This is a genomic window from Chromobacterium alticapitis, assembly GCF_002924365.1.
GTDB classification, from domain to species: Bacteria; Pseudomonadota; Gammaproteobacteria; order Burkholderiales; family Chromobacteriaceae; genus Chromobacterium; species Chromobacterium alticapitis.
Genome location: NZ_PQWB01000036.1, coordinates 110,303 through 133,626 on the forward strand (window position 1 = coordinate 110,303; position 23,324 = coordinate 133,626).

At 62.3% G+C, this 23,324-nt stretch carries 24 protein-coding genes and 1 tRNA gene; 6 read left to right on the forward strand and 19 right to left on the reverse strand.

The window, feature by feature from the left end:
• From nuoL to tpiA, 15 genes are all read right to left on the reverse strand, one after another.
• Complete coding sequence (gene nuoL / locus C2I19_RS10170; protein WP_103902581.1) at positions 1-2,052, reverse strand: NADH-quinone oxidoreductase subunit L; 2,052 nt, start codon at positions 2,050-2,052, stop codon at positions 1-3.
• A 33-nt stretch (positions 2,053-2,085) separates the two neighbouring features.
• Positions 2,086-2,391, reverse strand: a complete 306-nt coding sequence (gene nuoK, locus C2I19_RS10175) for an NADH-quinone oxidoreductase subunit NuoK (protein WP_011134506.1) — start codon at positions 2,389-2,391, stop codon at positions 2,086-2,088.
• Between the two features lie 28 nt (positions 2,392-2,419).
• Entirely contained in the window at positions 2,420-3,064 is a 645-nt protein-coding gene (locus C2I19_RS10180; RefSeq protein ID WP_103902582.1) for an NADH-quinone oxidoreductase subunit J, read from the reverse strand.
• A gap of 9 nt (positions 3,065-3,073) precedes the next feature.
• The gene (gene nuoI / locus C2I19_RS10185) at positions 3,074-3,553 is read right to left on the reverse strand and encodes an NADH-quinone oxidoreductase subunit NuoI (protein ID WP_199181135.1); all 480 of its coding nucleotides are present in this window, start codon (positions 3,551-3,553) and stop codon (positions 3,074-3,076) included.
• A 29-nt stretch (positions 3,554-3,582) separates the two neighbouring features.
• Positions 3,583-4,629, reverse strand: coding sequence for an NADH-quinone oxidoreductase subunit NuoH (nuoH, locus tag C2I19_RS10190; protein ID WP_103902584.1), 1,047 nt, complete (start codon positions 4,627-4,629; stop codon positions 3,583-3,585).
• A 3-nt stretch (positions 4,630-4,632) separates the two neighbouring features.
• Complete coding sequence (nuoG, locus tag C2I19_RS10195; RefSeq protein WP_103902585.1) at positions 4,633-6,954, reverse strand: NADH-quinone oxidoreductase subunit NuoG; 2,322 nt, start codon at positions 6,952-6,954, stop codon at positions 4,633-4,635.
• 3 nt (positions 6,955-6,957) lie between these two features.
• Entirely contained in the window at positions 6,958-8,253 is a 1,296-nt protein-coding gene (nuoF, locus tag C2I19_RS10200) for an NADH-quinone oxidoreductase subunit NuoF (RefSeq protein WP_103902586.1), read from the reverse strand.
• Positions 8,253-8,753 carry an NADH-quinone oxidoreductase subunit NuoE gene (gene nuoE / locus C2I19_RS10205; RefSeq protein WP_103902587.1) on the reverse strand — a complete coding sequence of 167 codons (501 nt, stop codon included), beginning with the start codon at positions 8,751-8,753 and terminating at the stop codon, positions 8,253-8,255. Before nuoE ends, nuoF begins: the two co-directional genes overlap by 1 nt.
• On the reverse strand, positions 8,753-10,006 hold the full coding sequence (locus C2I19_RS10210; RefSeq protein ID WP_103902588.1) for an NADH-quinone oxidoreductase subunit D: 1,254 nt from the start codon (positions 10,004-10,006) through the stop codon (positions 8,753-8,755). The genes nuoE and C2I19_RS10210 overlap by 1 nt, the downstream gene beginning before the upstream one ends.
• Complete coding sequence (locus C2I19_RS10215) at positions 9,999-10,595, reverse strand: NADH-quinone oxidoreductase subunit C (protein ID WP_103902589.1); 597 nt, start codon at positions 10,593-10,595, stop codon at positions 9,999-10,001. The genes C2I19_RS10210 and C2I19_RS10215 overlap by 8 nt, the downstream gene beginning before the upstream one ends.
• 11 nt (positions 10,596-10,606) lie before the next feature.
• Positions 10,607-11,083 carry a NuoB/complex I 20 kDa subunit family protein gene (locus C2I19_RS10220; RefSeq protein WP_019103471.1) on the reverse strand — a complete coding sequence of 159 codons (477 nt, stop codon included), beginning with the start codon at positions 11,081-11,083 and terminating at the stop codon, positions 10,607-10,609.
• On the reverse strand, positions 11,074-11,430 hold the full coding sequence (locus tag C2I19_RS10225; RefSeq protein WP_103902590.1) for an NADH-quinone oxidoreductase subunit A: 357 nt from the start codon (positions 11,428-11,430) through the stop codon (positions 11,074-11,076). The genes C2I19_RS10220 and C2I19_RS10225 overlap by 10 nt, the downstream gene beginning before the upstream one ends.
• Before the next feature lie 92 nt (positions 11,431-11,522).
• A tRNA-Leu gene (locus C2I19_RS10230) sits at positions 11,523-11,607 on the reverse strand.
• Between the two features lie 21 nt (positions 11,608-11,628).
• Positions 11,629-11,979 carry a preprotein translocase subunit SecG gene (secG, locus tag C2I19_RS10235; protein WP_103902591.1) on the reverse strand — a complete coding sequence of 117 codons (351 nt, stop codon included), beginning with the start codon at positions 11,977-11,979 and terminating at the stop codon, positions 11,629-11,631.
• 1 nt (position 11,980) lies between these two features.
• Positions 11,981-12,727, reverse strand: a complete 747-nt coding sequence (tpiA, locus tag C2I19_RS10240) for a triose-phosphate isomerase (protein WP_103902592.1) — start codon at positions 12,725-12,727, stop codon at positions 11,981-11,983.
• 171 nt (positions 12,728-12,898) lie between these two features.
• Here tpiA and pstS point away from each other — a divergent pair, with 171 nt between their 5' ends.
• From pstS to C2I19_RS10270, 6 genes are all read left to right on the forward strand, one after another.
• A complete protein-coding gene (pstS, locus tag C2I19_RS10245; RefSeq protein ID WP_103902593.1) occupies positions 12,899-13,936 on the forward strand; it encodes a phosphate ABC transporter substrate-binding protein PstS in 1,038 nt (345 codons plus the stop codon).
• Positions 13,937-14,021: 85 nt separating this feature from the next.
• A complete protein-coding gene (gene pstC / locus C2I19_RS10250; RefSeq protein ID WP_103902594.1) occupies positions 14,022-14,987 on the forward strand; it encodes a phosphate ABC transporter permease subunit PstC in 966 nt (321 codons plus the stop codon).
• A gap of 38 nt (positions 14,988-15,025) precedes the next feature.
• Complete coding sequence (gene pstA / locus C2I19_RS10255; protein ID WP_103902609.1) at positions 15,026-15,913, forward strand: phosphate ABC transporter permease PstA; 888 nt, start codon at positions 15,026-15,028, stop codon at positions 15,911-15,913.
• 3 nt (positions 15,914-15,916) lie between these two features.
• Positions 15,917-16,690 carry a phosphate ABC transporter ATP-binding protein PstB gene (gene pstB, locus C2I19_RS10260; protein ID WP_199181132.1) on the forward strand — a complete coding sequence of 258 codons (774 nt, stop codon included), beginning with the start codon at positions 15,917-15,919 and terminating at the stop codon, positions 16,688-16,690.
• 237 nt (positions 16,691-16,927) lie between these two features.
• Entirely contained in the window at positions 16,928-18,382 is a 1,455-nt protein-coding gene (locus tag C2I19_RS10265; RefSeq protein ID WP_103902596.1) for an inorganic phosphate transporter, read from the forward strand.
• Positions 18,383-18,644: 262 nt separating this feature from the next.
• On the forward strand, positions 18,645-18,851 hold the full coding sequence (locus C2I19_RS10270; protein ID WP_103902597.1) for a hypothetical protein: 207 nt from the start codon (positions 18,645-18,647) through the stop codon (positions 18,849-18,851).
• A 6-nt stretch (positions 18,852-18,857) separates the two neighbouring features.
• On the opposite strand, the gene recG is transcribed toward C2I19_RS10270, so the two are convergent.
• The 4 genes from recG to C2I19_RS10290 all read right to left on the reverse strand — a co-directional run bounded on the left by recG (position 18,858) and on the right by C2I19_RS10290 (position 23,006).
• Entirely contained in the window at positions 18,858-20,906 is a 2,049-nt protein-coding gene (recG, locus tag C2I19_RS10275) for an ATP-dependent DNA helicase RecG (protein ID WP_103902598.1), read from the reverse strand.
• Between the two features lie 276 nt (positions 20,907-21,182).
• Positions 21,183-21,614, reverse strand: coding sequence for a DUF2147 domain-containing protein (locus C2I19_RS10280; protein WP_103902599.1), 432 nt, complete (start codon positions 21,612-21,614; stop codon positions 21,183-21,185).
• A gap of 88 nt (positions 21,615-21,702) precedes the next feature.
• Positions 21,703-22,539 carry a PhzF family phenazine biosynthesis protein gene (locus C2I19_RS10285; RefSeq protein WP_103902600.1) on the reverse strand — a complete coding sequence of 279 codons (837 nt, stop codon included), beginning with the start codon at positions 22,537-22,539 and terminating at the stop codon, positions 21,703-21,705.
• On the reverse strand, positions 22,539-23,006 hold the full coding sequence (locus tag C2I19_RS10290) for a DUF4124 domain-containing protein (RefSeq protein WP_103902601.1): 468 nt from the start codon (positions 23,004-23,006) through the stop codon (positions 22,539-22,541). Before C2I19_RS10290 ends, C2I19_RS10285 begins: the two co-directional genes overlap by 1 nt.
• Positions 23,007-23,324: the final 318 nt, after the last annotated feature.

Consider the following 23,324-nt stretch of genomic DNA (forward strand, 5'->3'; position numbering starts at 1 on the left):
TCAGCGCATGATCAGCGGCAGGAACCACCAGGTCATCAGACCCAGCACGCCGATAATCATTGCGGTTGCGTAGCTGTAGATGAAACCGGTCTGCAGACGACGAGTCACAGTCGAGAACCATCCCACCAGCTTGGCGGTGCCGTTTACCATCAGGCCGTCGATCAGCAGCATGTCGCCCACCTTCCAGAAGAAGGTGCCGAGAGCGCGCGAGCCCTTGGCGAACACGGCGAAGTAGATCTCGTCCAGGTAGTACTTGTTTTCCAGCAGCTTGTGCAGCGGAGCGCACTTCTCCTTGATGGCGGCCGGAATGTGCGGCGCCTTCATGTAGAAGTACCAAGCCACCACCACGCCGGCCAAGGCCAGCAGGAAAGGCAGGCTGGTGAACGCATGCAGGCCCATGCCCACGGCGCCGTGGAACTCATGCGCCAGCTCTTCCATGGCCGGATGCGCTTCGTTGTTGACCGCGATCACGCCCTTGAAGAAGTCGCCGTAGACCAGTTTGTCTATGCCGAAGAAACCCACCAGCACGGACGGAATGGCCAGCAGCACCAGCGGCAGGGTCACTACCCACGGGCTTTCATGCGGCTTGTCGTTCGGGCCCAGGCCATGATGATGGTCATGAGACACTTCTTCCTCATCGCTGTCGCCATGGTGCTCGTGGTGCGAGCCATGGTTCTGCATCCAGCGTTCCTTGCCGTGGAAGACCAGGAAGTACATGCGGAAGGAGTAGAAGGCAGTCACGAACACGCCGGCGATCACGGCGAAGTAGGCGAAGCCGGCCGCGGACAGATGCGAAGCGGCGACCGCCTCGATGATCGAGTCCTTGGAGTAGAAGCCGGAGAAGAACGGCGTGCCGATCAGCGCCAGCGAGCCCAGCAGCGAGGTTATCCAGGTGATGGGCATGTACTTGCGCAGGCCGCCCATATTGCGCATGTCCTGGTCATGGTGCATGCCCATGATCACGGAACCGGCGCCCAGGAACAGCAGGGCCTTGAAGAAGGCGTGGGTCATCACGTGGAACATCGCCACCGAGTACGCCGAAGCGCCCAGCGCCACGGTCATGTAGCCCAGCTGAGACAGCGTGGAGTAAGCCACCACGCGCTTGATGTCGTTCTGCACGATGCCGAGGAAACCCATGAACAGCGCGGTGATCGCGCCGGCCACCAGGATCACGTTCAGCGCGGTGTCGGACAGCTCGAACAGCGGGCTCATGCGCGACACCATGAAGATGCCGGCCGTCACCATGGTGGCGGCGTGGATCAGCGCGGAGATCGGGGTCGGGCCTTCCATCGAGTCCGGCAGCCACACGTGCAGCGGGAACTGCGCGGACTTGCCCATCGCGCCGATGAACAGCAGGATGCAGGTGACGGTCATCAGCGACCACTCATGGCCCGGGATGATTTCGATGGTCTTCTGCGCCAGCACCGGAGCGGCGGCGAACACGTCGCTGTAGTTCAGCGAGCCGCCGAAGTAGGCCAGCACCATGCCGATGCCCAACAGGAAGCCGAAGTCGCCCACGCGGTTGACCAGGAAGGCCTTCAGGTTGGCAAACACCGCGGTCGGGCGCTTGAACCAGAAGCCGATCAGCAGGTAGGACACCAGACCCACCGCTTCCCAACCGAAGAACAGCTGGATGAAGTTGTTGCTCATCACCAGCATCAGCATCGAGAAGGTAAACAGCGAGATGTAGCTGAAGAAGCGCTGATAGCCCGGATCATCCTGCATGTAGCCGATGGTGTAGATATGCACCATCAGCGACACGAAGGTGACCACCACCAGCATCATCGCGGTCAGCGAGTCCACCAGGAAGCCGACCACGAACTCGTGGCCGCCTACGGTCAGCCAGGTGTAGACCGGGCCGTTGAACACCTCCGCGCTTCCGTTCAGGAAGCCCAGGAGCACCTTGAGCGACAGCGCGGCGGAGACCGCCACGCCGGCTATCGTGACGACGTGCGAGGCGCGCCGTCCGATCGCCCATCCAAAAAGGCCTGCAATGATGGAACCCGCCAGCGGAGCGAGTGCAATCAGCAGGTATAAGCTCTTCATATCCATGCTTTTGTGCTTTAGTTGTGGTTCCGGTTTGCCTTAGCCCTTGAGGCTGCCCAAGTCTTCAACATTGATGCTCTGCAGGTTGCGGAACAGCACCACCAGAATCGCCAGACCAATGGCGGACTCGGCGGCGGCAACCGTCAGGATGAAGAACACGAAGATCTGCCCAGCAGAATCCGACAGATAGTGCGAGAACGCGATGAAGTTGAAATTCACCGCCAGCAGCATCAGTTCGATGGCCATCAGCAGGATGATCAGGTTTTTCCGGTTCAGGAAAATCCCAAGCACGCTGATGGCGAACAGGATGGCGGCCAGCACCAGAAAGTGAGTCAGTGTCAGCACGTTTCCTCCCTTATTGGTTGATTGGCCGTCAGGCCTGTTGCTCACCGGAATCGGCCGTTTCGGCTTCATCCACTTTTTTCACGGCTGCCATCTTGACGATGCGGACGCGGTCTTCGCGGCGCACCTTCACCTGGATGGCGGGATCGACCACCTTGCTGTCCTTGCGCTCGCGCATGGTCAGGCCGATGGCGGCGATCATGGCCAACAGCAGCACGACCGCCGCGATCTCGAACGGCAGCAGGTAGGTGGTGTACAGCTGGCTGCCCAGCATCTTGACGTTGCTGAAGTCCGCCGCCAGAGGCGCGGCGGCCTTGAACTGGCCCAGGCCGGCTTGCGGGCTCATCAGGATCAGCGCCATCTCGAACACCATGATGGCGCCGACGAGGGCGGCCACCGGCAGGTTCTTCCAGAAGCCTTCGCGCAGCTGTTCGATATTGATGTCCAGCATCATCACCACGAACAGGAACAGCACCATCACCGCGCCGACGTAAACCAGCACCAGCGTGATCGCCAGGAACTCGGACTCCATCAGCAGCCAGTGGCCGGCGCTGGTGAAGAAAGCCAGCACCAGATACAGCGCGGCGTGAACCGGGTTCTTGGCCGTCACCACGCGCAGACCGGCGAAGATCAGGATGGCGGACAGAACGTAGAAAATTACCGTAGTCAGGTTCATGGTCCCCCCTTAGCGATACTTGGCGTCAGCCGCCTTGTTGGCGGCGATTTCGGCCTCGTACTTATCGCCCACAGCCAACAACATCGGCTTGGTGTAGTAGAGGTCGCCACGTTTTTCACCGTGGTATTCGAAAATGTGGGTTTCCACGATCGCGTCCACCGGACAGGCTTCCTCGCAGAAGCCGCAGAAGATGCACTTGGTCAGATCGATGTCGTAGCGCGAGGTGCGGCGGGTGCCGTCTTCGCGTTCCTCCGACTCGATGCTGATCGCCATCGCCGGGCATACTGCTTCGCACAGTTTGCAGGCGATGCAGCGCTCTTCGCCGTTGGCGTAGCGGCGCTGCGCGTGCAGGCCGCGGAAGCGCGGCGAAATCGGCGTCTTCTCTTCCGGGAACTGCACCGTGATCTTGCGGGCGAAGAAGTAGCGGCCAGTGACCATCAGGCCCTTGACCAGCTCCACCAGCAGGAAGGTCTTGAAAAAGTTGCGGATCGAATTCATTTTTTCACCTATCCCCTGTCTCAGTGCCAAATCGACAGCGGGGTAAACATCCACACGCCCACCACCAGGATCCACACCAGGGTCACCGGAATGAACACTTTCCAGCCCAGACGCATGATCTGGTCATAGCGATAGCGCGGGAAGGTGGCACGGAACCACAGGAAGCAGAACAACACCATCGCCACCTTGACTGCCAGCCAGAAGAAGCCGCCGGCGCCCAAGATGCCCCACGACGCCGGGAACGGCGACAGCCAGCCGCCCAGGAACAGCAGCGAGGTCAGCGCGGCGACCAGGATCATGTTGGCGTATTCGGCCAGGAAGAAGATCGCGAAGGCCATGCCCGAGTATTCCACATGGAAACCGGCCACGATTTCGGATTCGCCTTCCGCCACGTCGAACGGCGCGCGGTTGGTTTCGGCCACGCCGGAGATCAGGTAGACGATGAACAGCGGGAACAGCGGGAGCCAGTTCCACGACAGCAGCGAGCCGCCGGCCATGCCCGCGCCCTGCTGCTTGACGATATCGACCAGATTCAGGCTGCCGGACACCATCAGCACGCCGACCAGCGCGAAGCCCATCGCCAGCTCGTAAGACACGATCTGGGCGGCGGAACGCATGGCGCCGAGGAAGGAGTACTTGGAGTTGCCCGCCCAGCCGGCGATGATCACGCCGTATACGCCCATGGACGTCAGCGCCAGGATGTACAACAAGGAAGCGTTGACGTTGGCCAGCACCAGCTTGTCGGTGAACGGAATCACCGCCCAGGCCGCCAGCGCCGGGCCGATGGACAGCACCGGCGCCAGCAGGAACAAGCCCTTGCTGGAGTTGGTCGGCAGGATGATTTCCTTCATCAGCAGCTTCACCGCGTCGGCGATGGGCTGCAGCAGGCCGAACGGACCCACGCGGTTGGGGCCGATGCGGATCTGCATATAGCCGATCACCTTGCGCTCGGCCAGCGTCAGATACGCCACGCAGCCCAACATCGGCAGCACGATGGCGAGTATCTTCAGCAGGGTCCAAACCGCGAGCCCCGCTTCGGCGCCAATAATACCTTGTAAGAACTCCATGGCTTACCCCTGCTTGATCTCGATAGCGTCGAACATGCCGCCTAGCGCCAGCGTGGAAGCGTGCGCGGTGGCGACCCGTACCACGTCGGCCGGCAGGCTGTCGTCGGCCTCGACGCGCACGCGCGCCTCGCCCGAGCCCTGCTTCAGCAGCGCGGTGGAGCCAGAGTCGATTCCCAGCTTGGCCAGCAGGCTGCCGTGCGCGCGAGCGACGTCGGCGTCCCGCGCTTCGCGGGTTTGCTGCAGCGGCTTGGCGCGGCGGCTGATGGCGTCGGCCTGGTACATCGGCACTTCACCCACGCGGACGATGCCGGAGGCGACAGCCGGATTGGCCGCAACCTTGGACAGCGCGTTGTTCAGCTTGGAAGCCAGATCGCCGAACTCGGCGCGCACGTCTTCGGCGCTGTTCTGCTCGAAGCCGGCCAGGCTCAGCATATTGCCCAGCACGCGCAGCACCTTCCAGGCCGGGCGGGCTTCACCCAGCGGCTTCACCACGCCGTTGAAGGTTTGCAGCTTGCCTTCCATATTGACGAAGGAGCCGGCGGTCTCGGAGAACGGCGCGATAGGCAGCAGCACGTCGGCGTAGTCCAGCAGGCCCTGGCCCTTGTAGGCGCTCAGCGCGATCACGGTGGCGGCTTGCTTCATCGCGGCCACGGCGGCTTGGCTGTCGTAGCTGTCGAATTCCACTTCCGTGTTCAGCAGGAAGTAGGCCTTCTTAGGCTTGGCGATCATCGCGGCGGCGTTGTCGCCGCTTTGCGCCCATGCGCCCACCAGTTCGGCGCCCACGCTGTTGGCGGCTTCGGCCAGGATGCCGAAACGCGCGCCGGACAGGCGGGAGATTTCCTGGGCCAGCGACAGCAGCTGGCTGTAGGCCGGGTGGTGCTGCGCCACATTGCCCAGCACGATGGACGCGGTTTCCGCGCCGCTCAGGCTTTCAGCGATGACGCGCGCTTGGGCGGACACTTCCACTGCAGCCAGGTCGATCTCGGTCGAGCCGGATTTGATCTTGGCGATGGCCTTCAGCACTTGCGACAGCGCGTTCACCAGCGCCAGCGGCGACACGATCAGCTTGCCCTTGATCTGGGTCAGCAGGTTGTCGTCGGCGACGTGGATAATGTTCAGCTCGCTGCCCTTCTTCACTGATTGGCGCAGGCGGGATGCCAGCAGCGGCTGTTCCTTGCGCAGCGTGGAGCCCACCACCAACACGGACTTGGCCGCAGCCAGTTCCACGATGGAGGAGCCCAGCCACTCGGCGCCTTGCTTGGCGGCGTCGGCGGAGAAATCGCTGCGGCGCAGGCGGTAATCCACGGCGTTGACGCCGAAGGCGCGCGCCAGCTTTTGCGCCAGGTGCAGTTCCTCCGTGGTGGAGTGCGGGTTCAGCAGGAAGCCGATGGCGTCCTTGCCGTGATCGGCGGACACGCCGTTCAAGCCCTTGACCACGTAGTTCAGCGCGGTTTCCCAGTCAGTCTCGTGCCACTTGCCGTCGAACTTGATCATCGGCTTGGAGAGACGCTCGGCGCTGTTCAGGCCTTCATAGGAGAAGCGGTCGCGGTCGGCGATCCAGCACTCGTTGATGGCTTCGTTTTCCAGCGGCAGCACGCGCATCACTTCATTGCTCTTGACCTGGACCACCAGGTTGGAGCCGAGGCCGTCGTGCGGACTCACCGACTTGCGGCGGGACAGTTCCCAGGCGCGGGTGCTGTAGCGGAACGGCTTGGAGGTCAGCGCGCCCACCGGGCACAGGTCGATCACGTTGCCGGAGATTTCCGAGTCCACGGTCTTGCCCAGGAAGGGCAGGATCTCGGAGAACTCGCTGCGGTTGGCCATGCCGATTTCCTGGTAGCCGCCCACTTCTTCGGTGAAACGCACGCAACGGGTGCAGTGGATGCAACGCGACATTTCCTCGGCGGAAACCAGCGGGCCCATGTCCTTGCCCACCACCACGCGCTTGTCTTCCTCGTAGCGCGAGGTCGAGTTGCCGTAGCCGACGGCCAGGTCTTGCAGCTGGCATTCGCCGCCCTGGTCGCAAATCGGGCAGTCCAGCGGGTGGTTGATCAGCAGGAATTCCATCACGCCCTGCTGCGCCTTCTTGGCCAGCGGCGACGCGGTGTGGACCTTCATGCCGTCAGTGACGGGCGTGGCGCAAGCCGGCAGCGGCTTCGGCGCTTTTTCCACTTCCACCAGGCACATGCGGCAGTTGGCCGCGATGGACAGTTTCTTGTGGTAGCAGAAGTGCGGAATATAGGTGCCCACGGAATGGGCCGCCTCGATGACGGTGCTGCCCTGGGGCACCGTCAGTTTTTTACCGTCGATTTCGATTTCAAGCATCGCTCAACACCATTTGTGATCCACCAAGGTCTTTCCGTGTTCGATCGCGTGTTCGAACTCGTTGCGGAAATGCTTGGTGAAACTGCGAACCGGGAACACCGCGGCGTCGGCCAGCGCGCAGATGGTGCGGCCGGCCATATTGTTGCCCACGGAATCCAGAAGCTCCAGATCGCCCTTGCGGCCCTGGCCGTTGGCGATGCGATGGATGACGCGGTAGAGCCAGCCGGTGCCTTCGCGGCACGGCGTGCACTGGCCGCAGGATTCTTCGTGGTAGAAATAGGCCAGACGCTCCAGCGCCTTGACCATGCACACGTCCTCGTTCATCACGATCACGGCGCCCGAACCCAGCATGGAGCCAGCCTTGGCGATGCTATCGTAGTCCATGGTGCATTGCATCATGATATCGGCCGGCAGCACCGGCGCGGAGGAACCACCCGGAATCACCGCCTTCAGCTTCTTGCCGTCGCGCATGCCGCCGGCCATTTCCAGCAGCTCGCTGAACGGGGTGCCCAGCGCGATCTCGTAGTTGCCCGGACGGTTGACGTGGCCGGAAATCGAGAACAGCTTGGTGCCGCCATTGTTCGGCTTGCCCTTCTCGAGGAAGGTTTGCGCGCCGTCGCGAATGATGAACGGCACCGAGGCGAACGATTCGGTGTTGTTGATCGTGGTCGGCTTGCCGTACAGGCCGAAGCTGGCCGGGAACGGCGGCTTGAAGCGCGGCTGGCCCTTCTTGCCTTCCAGCGACTCCAGCAGCGCGGTTTCTTCGCCGCAGATGTAGGCGCCGTAGCCATGGTGGGCGAACAGGTCGAAGTTGAAGCCGGAGCCCAGGATGTTCTGGCCCAGGAAACCCGCCTTGCGCGCTTCGTCCAGCGCTTCTTCGAACAACTGGTAGTCTTCGAAGATTTCGCCGTGGATGTAGTTGTAGCCCGCCTTGGTGCCCATCGCGTAACCGGCGATGATCATGCCCTCGATCAGCGAGTGCGGGTTGTAGCGGATGATGTCGCGGTCCTTGAAGGTGCCCGGCTCGCCCTCGTCCGTATTGCAGACGACGTACTTGTCGCCCGGGAACGAGCGCGGCATGAAGCTCCATTTCAGGCCGGTGGGGAAGCCCGCGCCGCCGCGGCCGCGCAGGCCGGAGTTCTTCACTTCCGCGATCACGTCCTCTTGCGTCATCTTGGAGTCGAGGATGCGGCGCAGCGCCTGGTAGCCGCCGCGGGCCACGTAGGCGTCCAGACGCCAGCAGTCGGGCTGCGCGGTGTCGACGCCGTCGAAAATCACGCCATTAGCGAAGACAGCCATTATTTCAACTCCGCCAGTTTTTTATCGATTGCTTCGGGCGTCATGAAACTGCACATCTTGTGGTTGTTCACCAGCAAGACCGGCGCGTCGCCGCAGGCGCCCATGCATTCGCCTTCCAGCAGGGTGTACATGCCGTCGGCGCTGGTTTCGCCGATGGCGATGCCCAGTTTCTTCGAGATGTATTCCGCGGCATTGACGCCGCCGGACAGCGCACAGGGCAGATTGGTGCAGACGGTGATCTTGAACTTGCCCACCGGCTTCATGTCGTACATGTTGTAGAACGTGGCGACTTCGTAAGCGGCCACCGGAGCGATGCCCAGGTAGTTGGCCACGAACTCGATCAGTTCCGGGTTCAGGCAGCGCGCTTCCGGGGTTTCACCAGTGGCGCGCCGCTCGTCCTGCGCGATGCGCAGAGCGCCCATCACTGCGGAGCGCTTCTGGTCGGCCGGATATTTGGCGACCTCGCGGTCGATCAAGGCTAGCGATTGTGCGGACAGCATCAGCGGTCAATCTCCCCAAACACGATATCCTGCGTACCGATGATCGCGACGACGTCGGCGATCATGTGGCCCTTGGCCATCTCGTCCAGCGCGGCCAAGTGGGCGTAGCCCGGGGCGCGGATCTTGAGGCGGTACGGTTTGTTGGCGCCGTCGGACACCAGATAGATGCCGAATTCGCCCTTCGGGTGTTCCACCGCCGCGTAAGCCTCGCCTTCCGGCACGTGCATGCCTTCGGTGAACAGCTTGAAGTGGTGGATCAGGTCTTCCATATTGGACTTCATGCCTTCGCGCGAAGGCGGCGCCACCTTATGATTGTCGGTGATCACCGGACCAGGATTGGCGCGCAGCCAGGCTACGCACTGCTGGATGATGCGGTTGGACTGGCGCATCTCTTCCACGCGCACCAGGTAGCGGTCGTAGCAGTCGCCGCCCACGCCCACCGGCACGTCGAAGTCCATCTTGTCGTACACGTCGTACGGCTGGGTCTTGCGCAAGTCCCAGGCGATGCCGGAACCGCGCAGCATCGGGCCGGTCATGCCCAGGTTCAGCGCGCGCTCGGCCGTCACTACGCCGATGCCCACGGTACGCTGCTTCCAGATGCGGTTATCGGTCAGCAGGGTTTCGTATTCGTCGATGTAGCCCGGGAAACGATCCGTGAAGTCGCTGATGAAGTCCAGCATCGAGCCCTTGCGGCCTTCGTTCAGGCGCGCCAGCTCCTTGGCGTTCTTGATCTTGGACACGGTGTACTGCGGCATGCTGTCCGGCAGGTCGCGGTAGACGCCGCCCGGACGGAAATAAGCCGCGTGCATCCGCGCGCCGGACACTGCCTCGTAGCAGTCCATCAAGTCCTCGCGCTCGCGGAAAGCGTACAGGAACATGGTCATCGCGCCGATGTCCAGCGCGTGGGCGCCGATCCACAGCAGGTGGTTCAGCACGCGGGTGACTTCGGCGAACATCACGCGGATGTATTGCGCGCGTTCCGGCACCTCGATGCCCATCAGCTTTTCGATGGCCAGGCAGTAGGCGTGCTCGTTGCACATCATGGACACGTAGTCGAGGCGGTCCATGTACGGCAGCGACTGGATGAAGGTCTTGCTTTCAGCCAGCTTCTCGGTGCCGCGGTGCAGCAGGCCGATGTGCGGGTCGGCGCGCTGAACGACTTCGCCGTCCAGTTCCAGCACCAGGCGCAGCACGCCGTGCGCGGCCGGGTGTTGCGGGCCGAAGTTCAGGGTGTAGTTGCGGATCTCAGCCACCGTAGCTCTCCTCGCGGATGATGCGCGGGGTGATCTCGCGCGGTTCGATGGTCACCGGCTGATAGATCACGCGCTGCTGAGTCGGGTCATAGCGCATTTCCACGTGGCCGGACAGCGGGAAGTCCTTGCGGAATGGATGGCCGACGAAACCGTAGTCGGTCAGCAGGCGGCGCAGGTCGGGATGGCCTTCGAACACGATGCCGTACAGGTCGAACGCTTCGCGCTCGAACCAGTTGACGGCATTCCAGATGTCGTTGACCGAGGGGATGACCGGGAAGGCGTCGTCTTCGGCGAAGACGCGCAGGCGGATGCGGTGGTTCAGCTTGACCGACAGCAGGTGGTACACGGCGGCGAAGCGCGGGCCATCCCACGGCTCGTCGCGGTAGGCGCTGTAGTCCATGCCGCAGACGTCGATGCACTGTTCGAAGGCGAGTTCGGCGTGGTCGCGCAGCGTTTGCGCGACGGACAGCAGATCGGACGCCTTGCAGACGATGGTCAGCTCATCCAGGGCCAGCGTGCTGCGCACGAGCTTGTCGCCCAGCGCCGCCGCAACGACCGAACCCAACGCTTCCATTTTTTTGGAGGCCATAAGTTTCTACCTTAGCGGGCGATGGTGTTGGTACGTTTGATCTTGTTCTGCAGCTGGATGATGCCATACAGCAGCGCCTCGGCGGTCGGAGGACAGCCCGGCACATAGACATCGACCGGCACGATGCGATCGCAGCCGCGAACAACGGAATAGGAGTAATGGTAGTACCCGCCGCCATTGGCACAGGACCCCATCGAGATCACCCAGCGCGGCTCGGCCATCTGGTCGTATACCTTGCGCAGGGCCGGCGCCATCTTGTTGCACAGCGTGCCGGCGACGATCATCAGGTCCGACTGGCGCGGGCTGGGACGGAAGACGATGCCGAAACGGTCCAAGTCATAGCGGGCCGCGCCGGCATGCATCATTTCCACCGCGCAGCAGGCGAGACCGAAGGTCATCGGCCACAGCGAACCGGTGCGGGTGTAGTTGATAAGCTTATCGGCCGTCGTCGTGACGAAGCCTTTCTCCAGAATCCCTTCTACTCCCATTCCAGAGCTCCCTTCTTCCACATGTAGACGAAGCCGAGCGTCAGCACGGCCAGAAACTCGACCATCACGCCAAGGCCATATACGCCCAGATCCTTCAGCACCACGGCCCACGGAAACAGGAAGGCGATTTCCAGGTCGAACAGGATGAAGAGAATGGCGATCAGGTAGTAGCGGACGTCAAACTTCATGCGGGCATCTTCGAAGGCCTCGAAGCCGCATTCGTATGGAGAAAGTTTCTCAGCGTCGGGACGGTTTGGTGCCAGCAGTTTGCCCAAGAGAATAGGGCCCACGCCGACCAGAAGTCCGACGATGACAAACATCAGAATGGGAAAGTAGTTTTGCAGCATTTCCCGTACACCCCCAAAAAAAGAGGGGTCGCCCCCTCTTGGCTCCAAAATAAAACAGGCCACCGGAGTCCCGGTGGCCTGTTTTTGAATGGTGGTGCCGACAGTGAGACTCGAACTCACACAGCTTTCGCCACTACCCCCTCAAGATAGCGTGTCTACCAATTTCACCATGTCGGCACAGAAAAGCTTTTTAAATTGTTACTCCGGGATCTTGGAAGCAGGTCCAGAAGCATTTTTATTAGGCGCGCCTGCCGGGATTTGCGGCGCAGCCTGTTCAATCTTTCCACCCATCACGCCCAGGTCGTGCTTTCCGCCCCCGGAAAGGTACACGAGACCCATGGCAGTAGAGAAGAACACGACCGCGGCGACCGCGGTGGTCCTACTCAGGAAATTCGCGGAACCAGACGCCCCAAACAGACTGCCGGACGAGCCGCTACCAAAAGCTGCGCCCATATCGGCGCCCTTGCCATGCTGCATCAGAACAAGGACGATGATACTCGCTGCGGACAGCAGGTTAACAATCCAAATAAGGGTCTTGAGAAGTTCCATACTATATCAATTTTCCTGCGGCTTGGCAAATCACTCGGAATGAATCGGCGTCCAGCGAGGCCCCTCCGACCAGCGCTCCATCGACGTTTTTCGTCGCCAGGATCGCCTCGGCGTTCTCTGCTTTGACGCTGCCGCCGTAGAGGACGCGAATCTTATCGGAGCCCGCGGCGTTTTGCAAGCACCAGTTTTTGATGAATGCATGGATTTCCGCGATTTGCTCTATCGTCGCCACCTTCCCGGTGCCTATGGCCCACACTGGCTCGTAGGCGATCACGCAGTCGGCCGCGTCCAGTTCCGCCAGCACCGCCAGTTGCGCCGCGACCACTTCCTTATAGCTGCCCGCCTCGCGTTGAGCCAGCGTTTCGCCTACGCACAGCACCGGGATCAACCCGGCGGCGGCGGCATTGCGCATTTTCTGCAGCAACGCGGCATTGTCCTCGCCGAAATACTGGCGGCGCTCGGAATGCCCCACCAGCGCGTAGCGGCAGCCTACGTCGGCCAGCATGGCGGCGCTCGCCTCCCCGGTAAACGCGCCGTCCTCGGCATAGCGACTGACATCCTGCGACGACAAGGCGATGCTGCTGCCTTGCAGCTGCTCGCCCAAGGCCGCCAGATAAACCGCCGGAGCGGCGATGCCCACGCCGTCGCGATTGGTCTCTGCATCGGCCAGCAGGGCCGCGGCCAGCTTGCGCGCGCTGTCCGCGCGGGTGTTCATCTTCCAGTTACCGATCACCAGCTTGCCCGTCATGCCGCTCTCCACATCATTATTCAGAAGAAGATGGCGCGGATTATAGCCCAGCGCGCCCTCCCATCCAATGGTGCTGGATCAAGCATTCACGACTTGTAATATTTCTGAAAAATTTCAGCTATACGATGGCGGCCATCACAACAGTAGCCCATTACATTTCGGGAGTTAAGCATGAAACAGTCCGTACGCTTGGCAGCGGCTCTTGGTTCCGTGTTGATCGCAGGTTCGGTATACGCCGCCGACATCACCGGCGCCGGCGCCACCTTCCCCTACCCGCTGTACGCCAAGTGGGCCGCCAATTACAAGGGCGTCTCCGGCAACAACATGAACTACCAGTCCATCGGCTCCGGCGGCGGCATCAAGCAGATCCAGTCCAAGACCGTGGACTTCGGCGCTTCCGACATGCCGCTGAAGCCGGAAGAGCTGGAAAAAGCCGGCCTGACCCAATTCCCGACCGTGATGGGCGGCGTGGTGCCGGTTTACAATATTCCGGGCATCGCCGCCGGCCAGATCAAATTCACCGGCCCGCTGCTGGCCGACATCTACATGGGCAAGGTCAGCAAGTGGAATGACGCGGCCATCGCCAAGCTGAACCCGGCCGTCAAGCTGCCTGACCAGCGCATCTCCGTGGTGCGCCGCTCCGACGGCTCCGGCACCACCTTCATCTTCACCAACTACCTGTCCAAGGTTTCGCCGGAATGGGCCAAGGATGTCGGCTCCAACACCTCCGTCAGCTGGAAAGGCAGCTCGGTGGGCGGCAAGGGCAATGAAGGCGTAGCCAACTACGTATCGCGCATCAAGGGCGCCATCGGCTATGTGGAATACGCCTACGCCAAGCAGAACAAGCTGGCCTATGGCCTGCTGGAAAACCAGGCCGGCGCCTTCGTGAAGCCGGATGAAGCTTCGTTCAAGGCAGCCGCGGCCAACGCCGACTGGAAGAAGGCGCCGGGCTTCTACCTGCTGCTGACCAACCAACCTGGCAAGGCCAGCTGGCCGATCGCCGGCGCCACCTTCATCCTGATGCATAAGAAGCAGGACAAGCCGGCCCAGGCCAGCGAAGTGCTGAAGTACTTCGACTGGGCCTACAAGAACGGCGATAAAACCGCTCAGGAACTGGATTACATTCCGATGCCCGACACCGTCAAGGGCATCATCCGCACCAGCTGGAAGCAAATCACCGATAATAGCGGCAAGACCGTCTGGAATTAAGCCGCGCGACGCCCGATAGTCGCATCCAGGCCGGAGGGAGCCCGCTCTCTCCGGCCTTGTGTCTGAACCACCAAGACAACGACACATGCAAAAATTGAATCAACAACAGCAGCTGCTGAGTTACCAGCTGCTGCTGGACAAAATCTTCCGCGTGACCACTCGCAGCTTCGCCTTCCTGGTGCTGGCGCTGCTGGTGGGCATTCTCATTTCGCTGCTGGTCGGCGCGCTGCCGACCATCCAGCATTTTGGCCTGGGCTTTCTGACCAGCTCCGAGTGGGACCCGGTACAGAACCGCTTCGGCGCGGTCGTGCCCATCTTCGGCACCTTGGTGACATCTTTCCTTGCCCTGCTGATCGGCGTGCCGGTCAGCTTCGGCATCGCGCTGTTCCTGACCGAGCTCTGCCCCACCTGGCTGAAGCGGCCGCTGGGCATCGCCATCGAACTCTTGGCCGGCATTCCGTCCATCATTTACGGCATGTGGGGCCTGTTCGTGTTCGCGCCCTTCTTCGCCGACCACATCCAGCCATGGGTCATCGAGCATCTGGGAGACTTCCCGCTGATCGGCTTCCTGTTCCAGGGCGCGCCCATGGGCATAGGCCTGTTCACCGCCGGCCTGATCCTGGCCATCATGGTGATTCCCTTCATCGCCTCGGTCATGCGAGATGTATTCGAAGTGGTCCCCACCATGCTGAAGGAATCCGCCTACGGCCTGGGCTCTACCACCTGGGAGGTGGTCCGCTATGTGGTGCTGCCCTACACCAAGACCGGCGTGGTCGGCGGCATCATGCTGGGCCTGGGCCGCGCGCTGGGCGAGACCATGGCGGTGACCTTCGTCATCGGCAACTCCAGCCGCTTCACCACCAGCTTGTTCGAGCCGGGCAACTCCATCGCCTCCTCGCTGGCCAATGAATTCGCCGAGGCCAACGGCGACCTGTATATCGGCTCGCTGATCGAGCTGGGCCTGATCCTGTTCTTCATCACCTTCGTGGTATTGTCCTGCTCCAAGCTGCTGTTGCTGCGCCTGAAGAAGCAGGAAGGCAAGCCGTCCTGATCATGAACCAAGCAAGCAAAACCATGAGCCAAGCCTCCATGAACGACGTCGCCCAGTTCTCCGGCGCCAGCCTGAAACAGGACAGCGTGCTCTATCGCAAGCGCCGCCTGGTCAACAAGCTGACCATGACCGCCTCCATGCTGACCATGGCCTTCGGCCTGTTCTGGCTGTTCTGGATCCTGATCACCTTGCTGCAGCACGGCCTGTCCGGCATCAACTGGCAGGTATTCACCGTCAGCACGCCGCCTCCGGGCAGCACCGGAGGTCTGGCCAACGCCATTTACGGCAGCCTGCTGATGACCGGCTTCGGCACGCTGTTCGGCACGCCCATAGGCATTCTGGCCGGCATTTACCTGGCCGAATTCGGCCAGCGCGGCTGGCTAGCGCCGGCGACCCGCTTCATCAACGACATCCTGCTGTCGGCGCCGTCCATCGTGATCGGCCTGTTCATCTATGAAGTCTACGTCGTATCGGTGGGACACTTCTCCGGCTGGGCCGGCTCCTTCGCGCTGGCCATCCTGGTGATTCCGGTAGTGGTGCGCACCACCGAGAACATGCTGCGCCTGGTGCCCAACAGCCTGCGCGAAGCCGCCGCCGCCTTGGGCGCGCCGCAGTGGAAGGTGACGCTGTACGTGACGCTGCGCTCGGCCAAGGCCGGCGTGCTGACCGGCATCCTGCTGGCGGTGGCGCGCATCTCCGGCGAAACCGCGCCGCTGCTGTTCACCGCGCTGAATAATCAGTTCTTCAACAGCAATATGAACCAGCCCATGGCCAACCTGCCCATCGTGATCTTCCAGTTCGCGATGAGCCCGTACGAGGACTGGCACAAGCTGGCCTGGGCCGGCTCGCTGCTGATCACCTTCAGCGTACTGACCCTGAACATCGTCGCCCGCTGGATGGGCGGCCAAAAGAATCAATCGCATTAAGGCATGACAACCATGACCAGCCCCAGCACCAAGCTTAAGGTTCGCAACCTTAACTTCTTTTACGGCAATTTCCACGCGCTGAAGAACATTCAGCTGGAAATCGCGCCGCGCAAGGTCACGGCCTTCATCGGCCCGTCCGGCTGCGGCAAGTCCACCTTGCTGCGCACCTTCAACCGCATGTACGAGCTCTATCCCGGCCTGCGCGCCGAGGGCGAAATCTTGCTGGACGGCCAAAACGTCCTAGGCCGCGACATCGACGTCAACCTGCTGCGCGCCAAAGTGGGCATGGTGTTCCAGAAGCCGACGCCGTTCCCGATGTCCATCTACGACAACATCACCTTCGGCGTGAAGCTGTATGAGAAATTGTCCAAGGGCGAGATGGAAGACCGCGTGGAGTGGGCGCTGCGCAAGGCCGCGCTGTGGGACGAAGTCAAGGACAAGCTCAAGCAGTCCGGCCACTCGCTGTCCGGCGGCCAGCAACAGCGCCTGTGCATCGCCCGCGCCGTGGCCTCCAAGCCGGAAGTGCTGCTGCTGGACGAACCGACCTCGGCGCTGGACCCGATCTCCACCGCTCACATCGAAGAACTGATCCATGAGCTGAAGGAGGACTACACCATCGCCATCGTGACGCACAATATGCAGCAAGCGGCGCGCGTGTCCGACTTCACCGCCTACATGTACCTGGGCGAGTTGATCGAGTTCGGCAACACCGACGACATCTTCACTGCGCCCAAAGTCAAAGCGACCGAAGACTACATCACCGGCAAATTCGGCTGATCCGCCTCTTGTCCGACAATCGGCCCCGCCCTGCGCGGGGCCGTTGTTCTTGTCGGACAAGATGATGTCGACATGACAAAAAATCAAGGGCTTACCCTTGCGGCAAGCCCGCTCTGTCAAGCGGATTCTGCGGTTTTAGCCGGCAAAACCACACGGTTTATAATTTTTTTATTAAGACTTGACTGCACCTCCTCCGCCCCCAACAATCCCGCCTTTATCGATAACCTACGACTCGCCATGCTGGACCTGTTTTCCGGGCTCGACACCCACGTAGTCATTACATTGGTGCTTTCTCTCGGCTTCGTTCTCGCCTTTGAGTTCATCAACGGTTTCCACGACACCGCCAACGCGGTCGCCACCGTCATCTACACCCAGTCGATGAAGCCTCGCCTCGCCGTCTTCTATTCCGGCGTCTGCAACTTCCTCGGCGTGATGAGCGGCGGCCTGGCCGTGGCCTACGCCATCGTCCACCTGCTGCCGGTAGATCTGTTGATCTCGGTGAACACCAGCCGCGGCATGGCCATGGTGTTCGCCCTGCTCGCCGCCGCCATCCTGTGGAACCTCGGCACCTGGTATCTGGGCCTGCCGGCCTCGTCCAGCCACACGCTGATCGGCGCCATCCTGGGCGTGGGCGTAGCCAACAGCCTGATCAACCACACCTCGCTGTCGCACGGCGTCAACTGGGGCAAGGCGCTGGACGTCGGCGCCTCGCTGCTGGTCTCGCCCATCGTGGGCGCGGTCATGGCCGGCCTGATCGTCATTCTGCTGCGGCGCTACCGGCCGCACAGCAATGTGCACAAGACGCCTTATCTGCGCCAACAGGTGGAAGGCCGCAAGCATCCGCCGTTCTGGACTCGCTTCATGCTGATCGTGTCCGCCATGGGCGTCAGCTTCGCCCACGGCTCCAACGACGGCCAGAAAGGCGTGGGCCTGGTCATGCTGGTGCTGATCGGCATCGTGCCGGCCAAGTTCGTGCTGAACCTGGACAGCACCCCGTACCAGCTGGAACGCACCCGCGACGCCGCGCAGCATCTGCAGCAGTTCTACCAGCGCCACGAGGCCGATCTGTCCAAGATCATCGTCAAGTCCAACAGCGCTAGCCAGTACGAGTGCCACCCGCAGCAAACCGTGGCCACCGCAGACCAACTGTTGAAATTGATGGGCGAAGGCAACGACTACCATCAGTTGAGCGCTTCGCAGCGTTGGGACGCCCGCACCCAGCTGCTCTGCCTGGACGATGCCGCCAAGAAGGCCGCCGAGCTGCCCAATCTGTCCTCGGACGACAAGCAGCTGCTGAGCAATCTGCGCAAGGACCTGACCTCCACCACCGAATACGCGCCTACCTGGGTGATCGTGGCCGTAGCGCTGTCTATCGGCATCGGCACCATGATAGGCTGGCGCCGCGTAGTGAAGACCGTGGGCGAAGGCATAGGCAAGAAAGACATGACCTATGCTCAGGGCGTGGCGGCGCAAGCCACCGCTGCCGTCTCCATCGGCCTGGCCAGCTGGTTCGGCTTCCCGGTATCCACCACCCACGTGCTGTCCAGCGGCGTGGCCGGCACCATGATCGCCGACAAGGCCGGGCTGCAGATGGGCACCATCCGCTCCATCGCCCTGGCCTGGCTGTTCACCATGCCCGCCGCCATGCTGCTGGCCGGCGGCCTGTACTACCTGGCCGCGCAGTGGCTCTGATGGTGCTTGGCGCTTCAGCAAAAAGCCGCTCTCTGAGCGGCTTTTTTTATGCTTGATCCAAGTCAACGGGAAGGTTGTCTGCGGTTGAAGCAATAATTCATTAATTGCTAATATGAAGCCGCTTCATCAATGGTTTCTTTTGTTTGCAGCAATCCTCCCTCGCCGCCGCGACGCCCCCAGTCGCGGCGGATTTTTTTGTCCGTCTGGCTAAGCGGCCTCGCCTCAGCTATGTTGATTGGGAATCCTGAGAAGGAGCGGAATCATGTCATTTCTTTCCATCCATGCCGTCGCCGCCTGCTGTCTATGCCTGTACGTCAATGCCAGCCAGGCCGCGAACGCCACGCCGTCGCCCCTTTTCAAATGCGACTCGCACAGCCTAGATCCGCGCTGTCCGCCGGATTGCGCCAACTTTCCGAACGACCCGCGCTGCCCCAGGCCTCAGCAGCCCGCCGCCAGCGCCGCGCAGTAAGGCGCCTCACGCCTTCAAGAACTGTTCTTTGCCCGCCAGCCAGCGTTCCAGATGCGCCTCGGCCGCCTGCGGCCAACGCTCCAGCAAGATAGGCGCCAGATCGCGCGCAGCCTCCAGCAAGGCTTGATCCTGCTCCAGATCGGCAAAGCGCAGCATGGGCAAACCGCTCTGCCGCGCGCCCAGAAACTCGCCCGGCCCGCGTATCTGCAAGTCCTGCCGCGCGATCTCAAACCCGTCGGTATTCTCGTAAATGACTTTCAGCCTGGCCTTGGCCAGGTCAGACAGCGGGTTCTCGAACAGCAGCACGCACACGCTGCGCGCGCTGCCCCGCCCTACCCGACCCCGCAGCTGGTGCAACTGCGCCAGGCCCATTCGCTCGGCGTGCTCTATCACCATCAGGCTGGCATTGGGCACATCCACCCCCACTTCGATTACCGTGGTCGCCACCAATACATCCAGCTGGCCGGCGGCGAAGGCCGCCATCACCTCGGCCTTCTCCGCCGCCTTCATCCGGCCGTGCACCAGGCCTATGCGGCGCAGGGACAAGTCCTGCCCCAATTGCTGATGGCAATCCACCGCCGTCTGCAATTGCAAGGCCTCGGACTCCTCGATCAAGGGACAGACCCAATAGACTTGATTGCCCTCGGCGCAGGTCTTTTCGACGAAGTGCACCACTTCGGCGCGGCGCGGACTGGCTATCAGCTTGGTGACGATGGGCGTGCGCCCCGGCGGCAGCTCGTCTATCACCGATACGTCCAGGTCGGCGTAGAAACTCATCGCCAGCGTGCGCGGAATCGGCGTGGCCGACATCATCAGCTGGTGCGGCTCTTCGCCCTTGCCCTGCAGCGCCAGCCGCTGGCCGACGCCGAAGCGGTGCTGCTCGTCGACGATGGCCAGCCCCAGCTTCTGGAAAGCCACGTCGTCCTGGAACAGCGCGTGGGTGCCCACCGCCAGCCGGCATTGGCCTGACGCGATTTCGTCCAGCGCCTGCTGCTTGGCTTTCTTCCTCAGGCTGCCGGACAGCCAGGACACGCCGATTCCCAACGGTTCCAGCCAGCCGGCCAGCTTCAGATAATGCTGTTCGGCCAGGATTTCCGTCGGGGCCATCAGCGCCGCCTGGTAGCCCGCCTCGATGGCGCCCAGCGCCGACAGCGCGGCGACGATGGTCTTGCCGCTGCCGACATCGCCCTGCAGCAGCCGGTGCATGGGGTGGGTTTCGCGGATATCGGCGCGGATTTCGTCCAGCACCTTGCGCTGCGCGCCGGTCAATTGAAAGGGCAGGCTGGCCAGCAGCCGGCTCGTCAGGCTGCCGTCGCCGACGATGCGCGGCGCATGGCCCAGCCGGCGCGCGCGGTAAGCCAGCCGCATGGACAGCTGCTGCGCCAGCAGCTCGTCGAACTTCAACCGCTGCCAGGCCGGCAGCTGCGGATCGGACAATTGCTGCGCCGACCACTCCGGCGGCGGCTGATGCAGCAGGCGGATCGCGTCGGCGAACGGCTGCAGCGCCAACGGCGACACCAGCGCCTCGGGCAGCAATTCATCCAGCCGCTGCGATTTCAACTCGGCATGGACCAGCTTGCGCAGCACCGGCTGGGTCAAACCATTGACCGTCGGATACACCGGGGTCAGGCTTTCCGCCAGCGGCGCGCCCTCGCGCACCTCGCGGGTCTTGGGATGGACCATCTCGTCGCCGGCGAAGCCGCGGCGGATTTCGCCCAGCGCGCGGATGCGGCTGCCTTCGGCGAATTGCTTGAGCTGGCTGGGATAGAAATGGATGAAGCGCAGCATCAGCGTGCCGCTGCCATCCTCTATTTGCACCCGGAGCTGCTTGCGCGGCTTGTAAGCCACCTCATGCGCGGTGACAGTGCCCTCCACCAGCACAGGCTGGCCATAAGGCGCATCGGCGATGGGATAGAGATGGGTCTCATCCTCGTAGCGCAGCGGCAAATGCAGCACCAGATCGAAGCGGCGGCGTATGCCAAGCTTCTCCAGTTTCTTGACCAGCGCGGCCGGCGCCGCAGGCGGCTGGTTGGCGAGATCGATAGGCGCGTTCATGATGCCGATTGTACCCAACAATGCGAAAGGCGGAAGCGGCTCGCGCCGGCTTCCACTCAGGCAGCAGGTCAGGCATGGATTCGATGCAGCAGGACCCGGCCCAGCCGGGCCTCGCCCAATCAGTGGGCGCGCCCGCTGCCTGACCATCGAATCCCAATCCCCGCCCTTGCCCTGCAAGGGAGCCTCGCTACGCTCGCGGCGTGTTTTCAACACGCAAAAAGGCGGAAGCGGCTCGCGCCGGCTTCCGCCTTGTCGTTCGGACATAAGCCCGCTAACTTACTGCTGGCGCTCCCACACTTGGGAGCGGAAGAACGGGCCGATATAGCCGCGCACGCGCAGCTTCTTGCCGTCTTCCATCAGCTTGGCGCTGGAGGTATAGATCTTGCCGGACTTCGGGTCGAGGATCTGGCCCTCGCTCCACTCTTCGCCGTCCTTCTTCAGGCCCCACAGGATTTGCATGCCGTTGACCGGCTTGCCCTTGTTGGCGCCGTCGCATTTGTCGCACACGGCGTCCGGGTGCATGTACAGCTTGATCACCTTGCCGGTCAGCTCGCCGTTTGCGCCCTCGTTGATCTGCACCAGCGCCTTGGCCTGGTGAGTTTCATCGTCTATGGTTTTCCACAGGCCGGATGCGCCGCCCGCCAGCGCCAGTTGGCTGGCCATGCCCAGCGCCGCCGCCAGACCGGCGATTTTGGCGATTCGAATCATGATGTTTTCCCTCGTTCGCTTGTTATAAACAACAGTTTGGAGTAGCGGCTCTAGGATGCCAATTGCCGCGCCCATCGTCAAGCCGGCCTCACGCCCGGAACACGCCCTCGCCCATCGCCATCACGCGGCCGCCCACGCTCACGGCACCGGCAGCGTCTATGTCCAGATACAGCGCATTGGGCCGCGCTATCGCCGCGCCCTGCTCCACTCGCCAGGACAAGGGCCCCACGCCATTCAAGACGCACCAGCCGCCCAGGTTGGCGCAAGCGCTGCCGGTGCCAGGGTCTTCGATGATGGCGCCCAATTGCTCGAAGAACAGCCGCACGGTGGCGATGCCATCTTCCTGATGCCAAATATAAGCAATGCTGCGTCCAGGCCGCAGCGTGGCTTGGCGGCAGAACAAAGCGTGATCGGGCCTCGCGCGCAGCACCGCTTCGCGGCTGGCCAGGCCTATTAATAATTGCTCGCTGCCGGCGTTGACCCATTGCGGCGCATGCAGCACATCTTCAGCGTCCAGCCCCAGCATGGCAGCCGCCTCATCGCGGGAACAGCCGGGTCGCGCCGTCGCCGGCAGCGCCCGCAGCCGGAACAGGCCAGCCTCGTGCGCAATCGGAATCAAACCGGAGCGCGTGCGCAGCGCAAACGCATCGCCGCATTCTCCCATGCCGTGCAGCGCGGACGCCGCGCCTATCGTGGGATGGCCGGCGAACGGCAGCTCATAGCTGGGCGTGAAAATACGCAGGCTGGCGGCGCATTCGGCGTCGCCGGGAAACAGGAAAACGGTTTCAGACAGGTTGAACTGCCGAGCGATCAGCTGCATGTCGGCGTCGCTCAAGCCGGCAGCGTCGGTAAACACCGCCAAGGGATTGCCGCCGAAGCGCTGCTCGGCGAACACATTGACGATTTGATATCGGTAAGCGCCCATCAGTCCTCCTTATATAGATGGCATGCGCGATCCTGCATCTGATCCTCCGCCTTGGCAAGCCTGGCCTGCACTCTGTCCGCCTCCTTGCGCGAAGCCGCCTCCCGCAGCCTCCCGCCCAACGCCCGCCGCTTGTCGTCCAGGCGCTGGCAATGCTCGCGCTCGGCCAGCCATTTCTTGCGCTTGTCCCGCCTCTCCTTGTCGGCCGCCGCGGCCGCTTTCTGCCTGGCCTTGTCCTGCTTGCCCAGCCAGTCCGTCAAGTCGCGCCGGTAGCGCTGCGCCACGGCCCTAGCTTGCTCATCTTGCTCCACCACGCTGAATGGCTGCGATGCCATTTCCAGCTTGCGGCTGCCCGGCGGACAAGGCTGTTGGCTGTAAGCTATCCCGCCCGCCGCGTCTCGGCATTTGAAAACCGACGCCTGCGCCGCCAGGCAGACGGCCATAAGGCAAACCAGGCTCAGCATCTTCATTTTCCGCTCCGCTTGGACATGGAGCCCATACCTTGCCTAGCCTGGAGCAGCTTGCGCTACTGGCCACAAGTGCCAGCCTGCGCGCCGATGCAGCCGCCAGTTGTGTCCATTCGACCATGCCTTGCGCCTCAGACGAGTCGATAAGCCTTCGACGAGACCCATTTTGAGTTAAATGGCATTCCCCGGAGCAGCTCGCGCCATTCCATTAATAAAATTCCAGAAGCTAGGGGCTGTTGACGTTTTGAAGCAGGGAGCAGATAGGAGGGGTGCAAACCTGCAGAATTAAGGTTCCTACACCAATCCTCTGCAGGTTTGCGA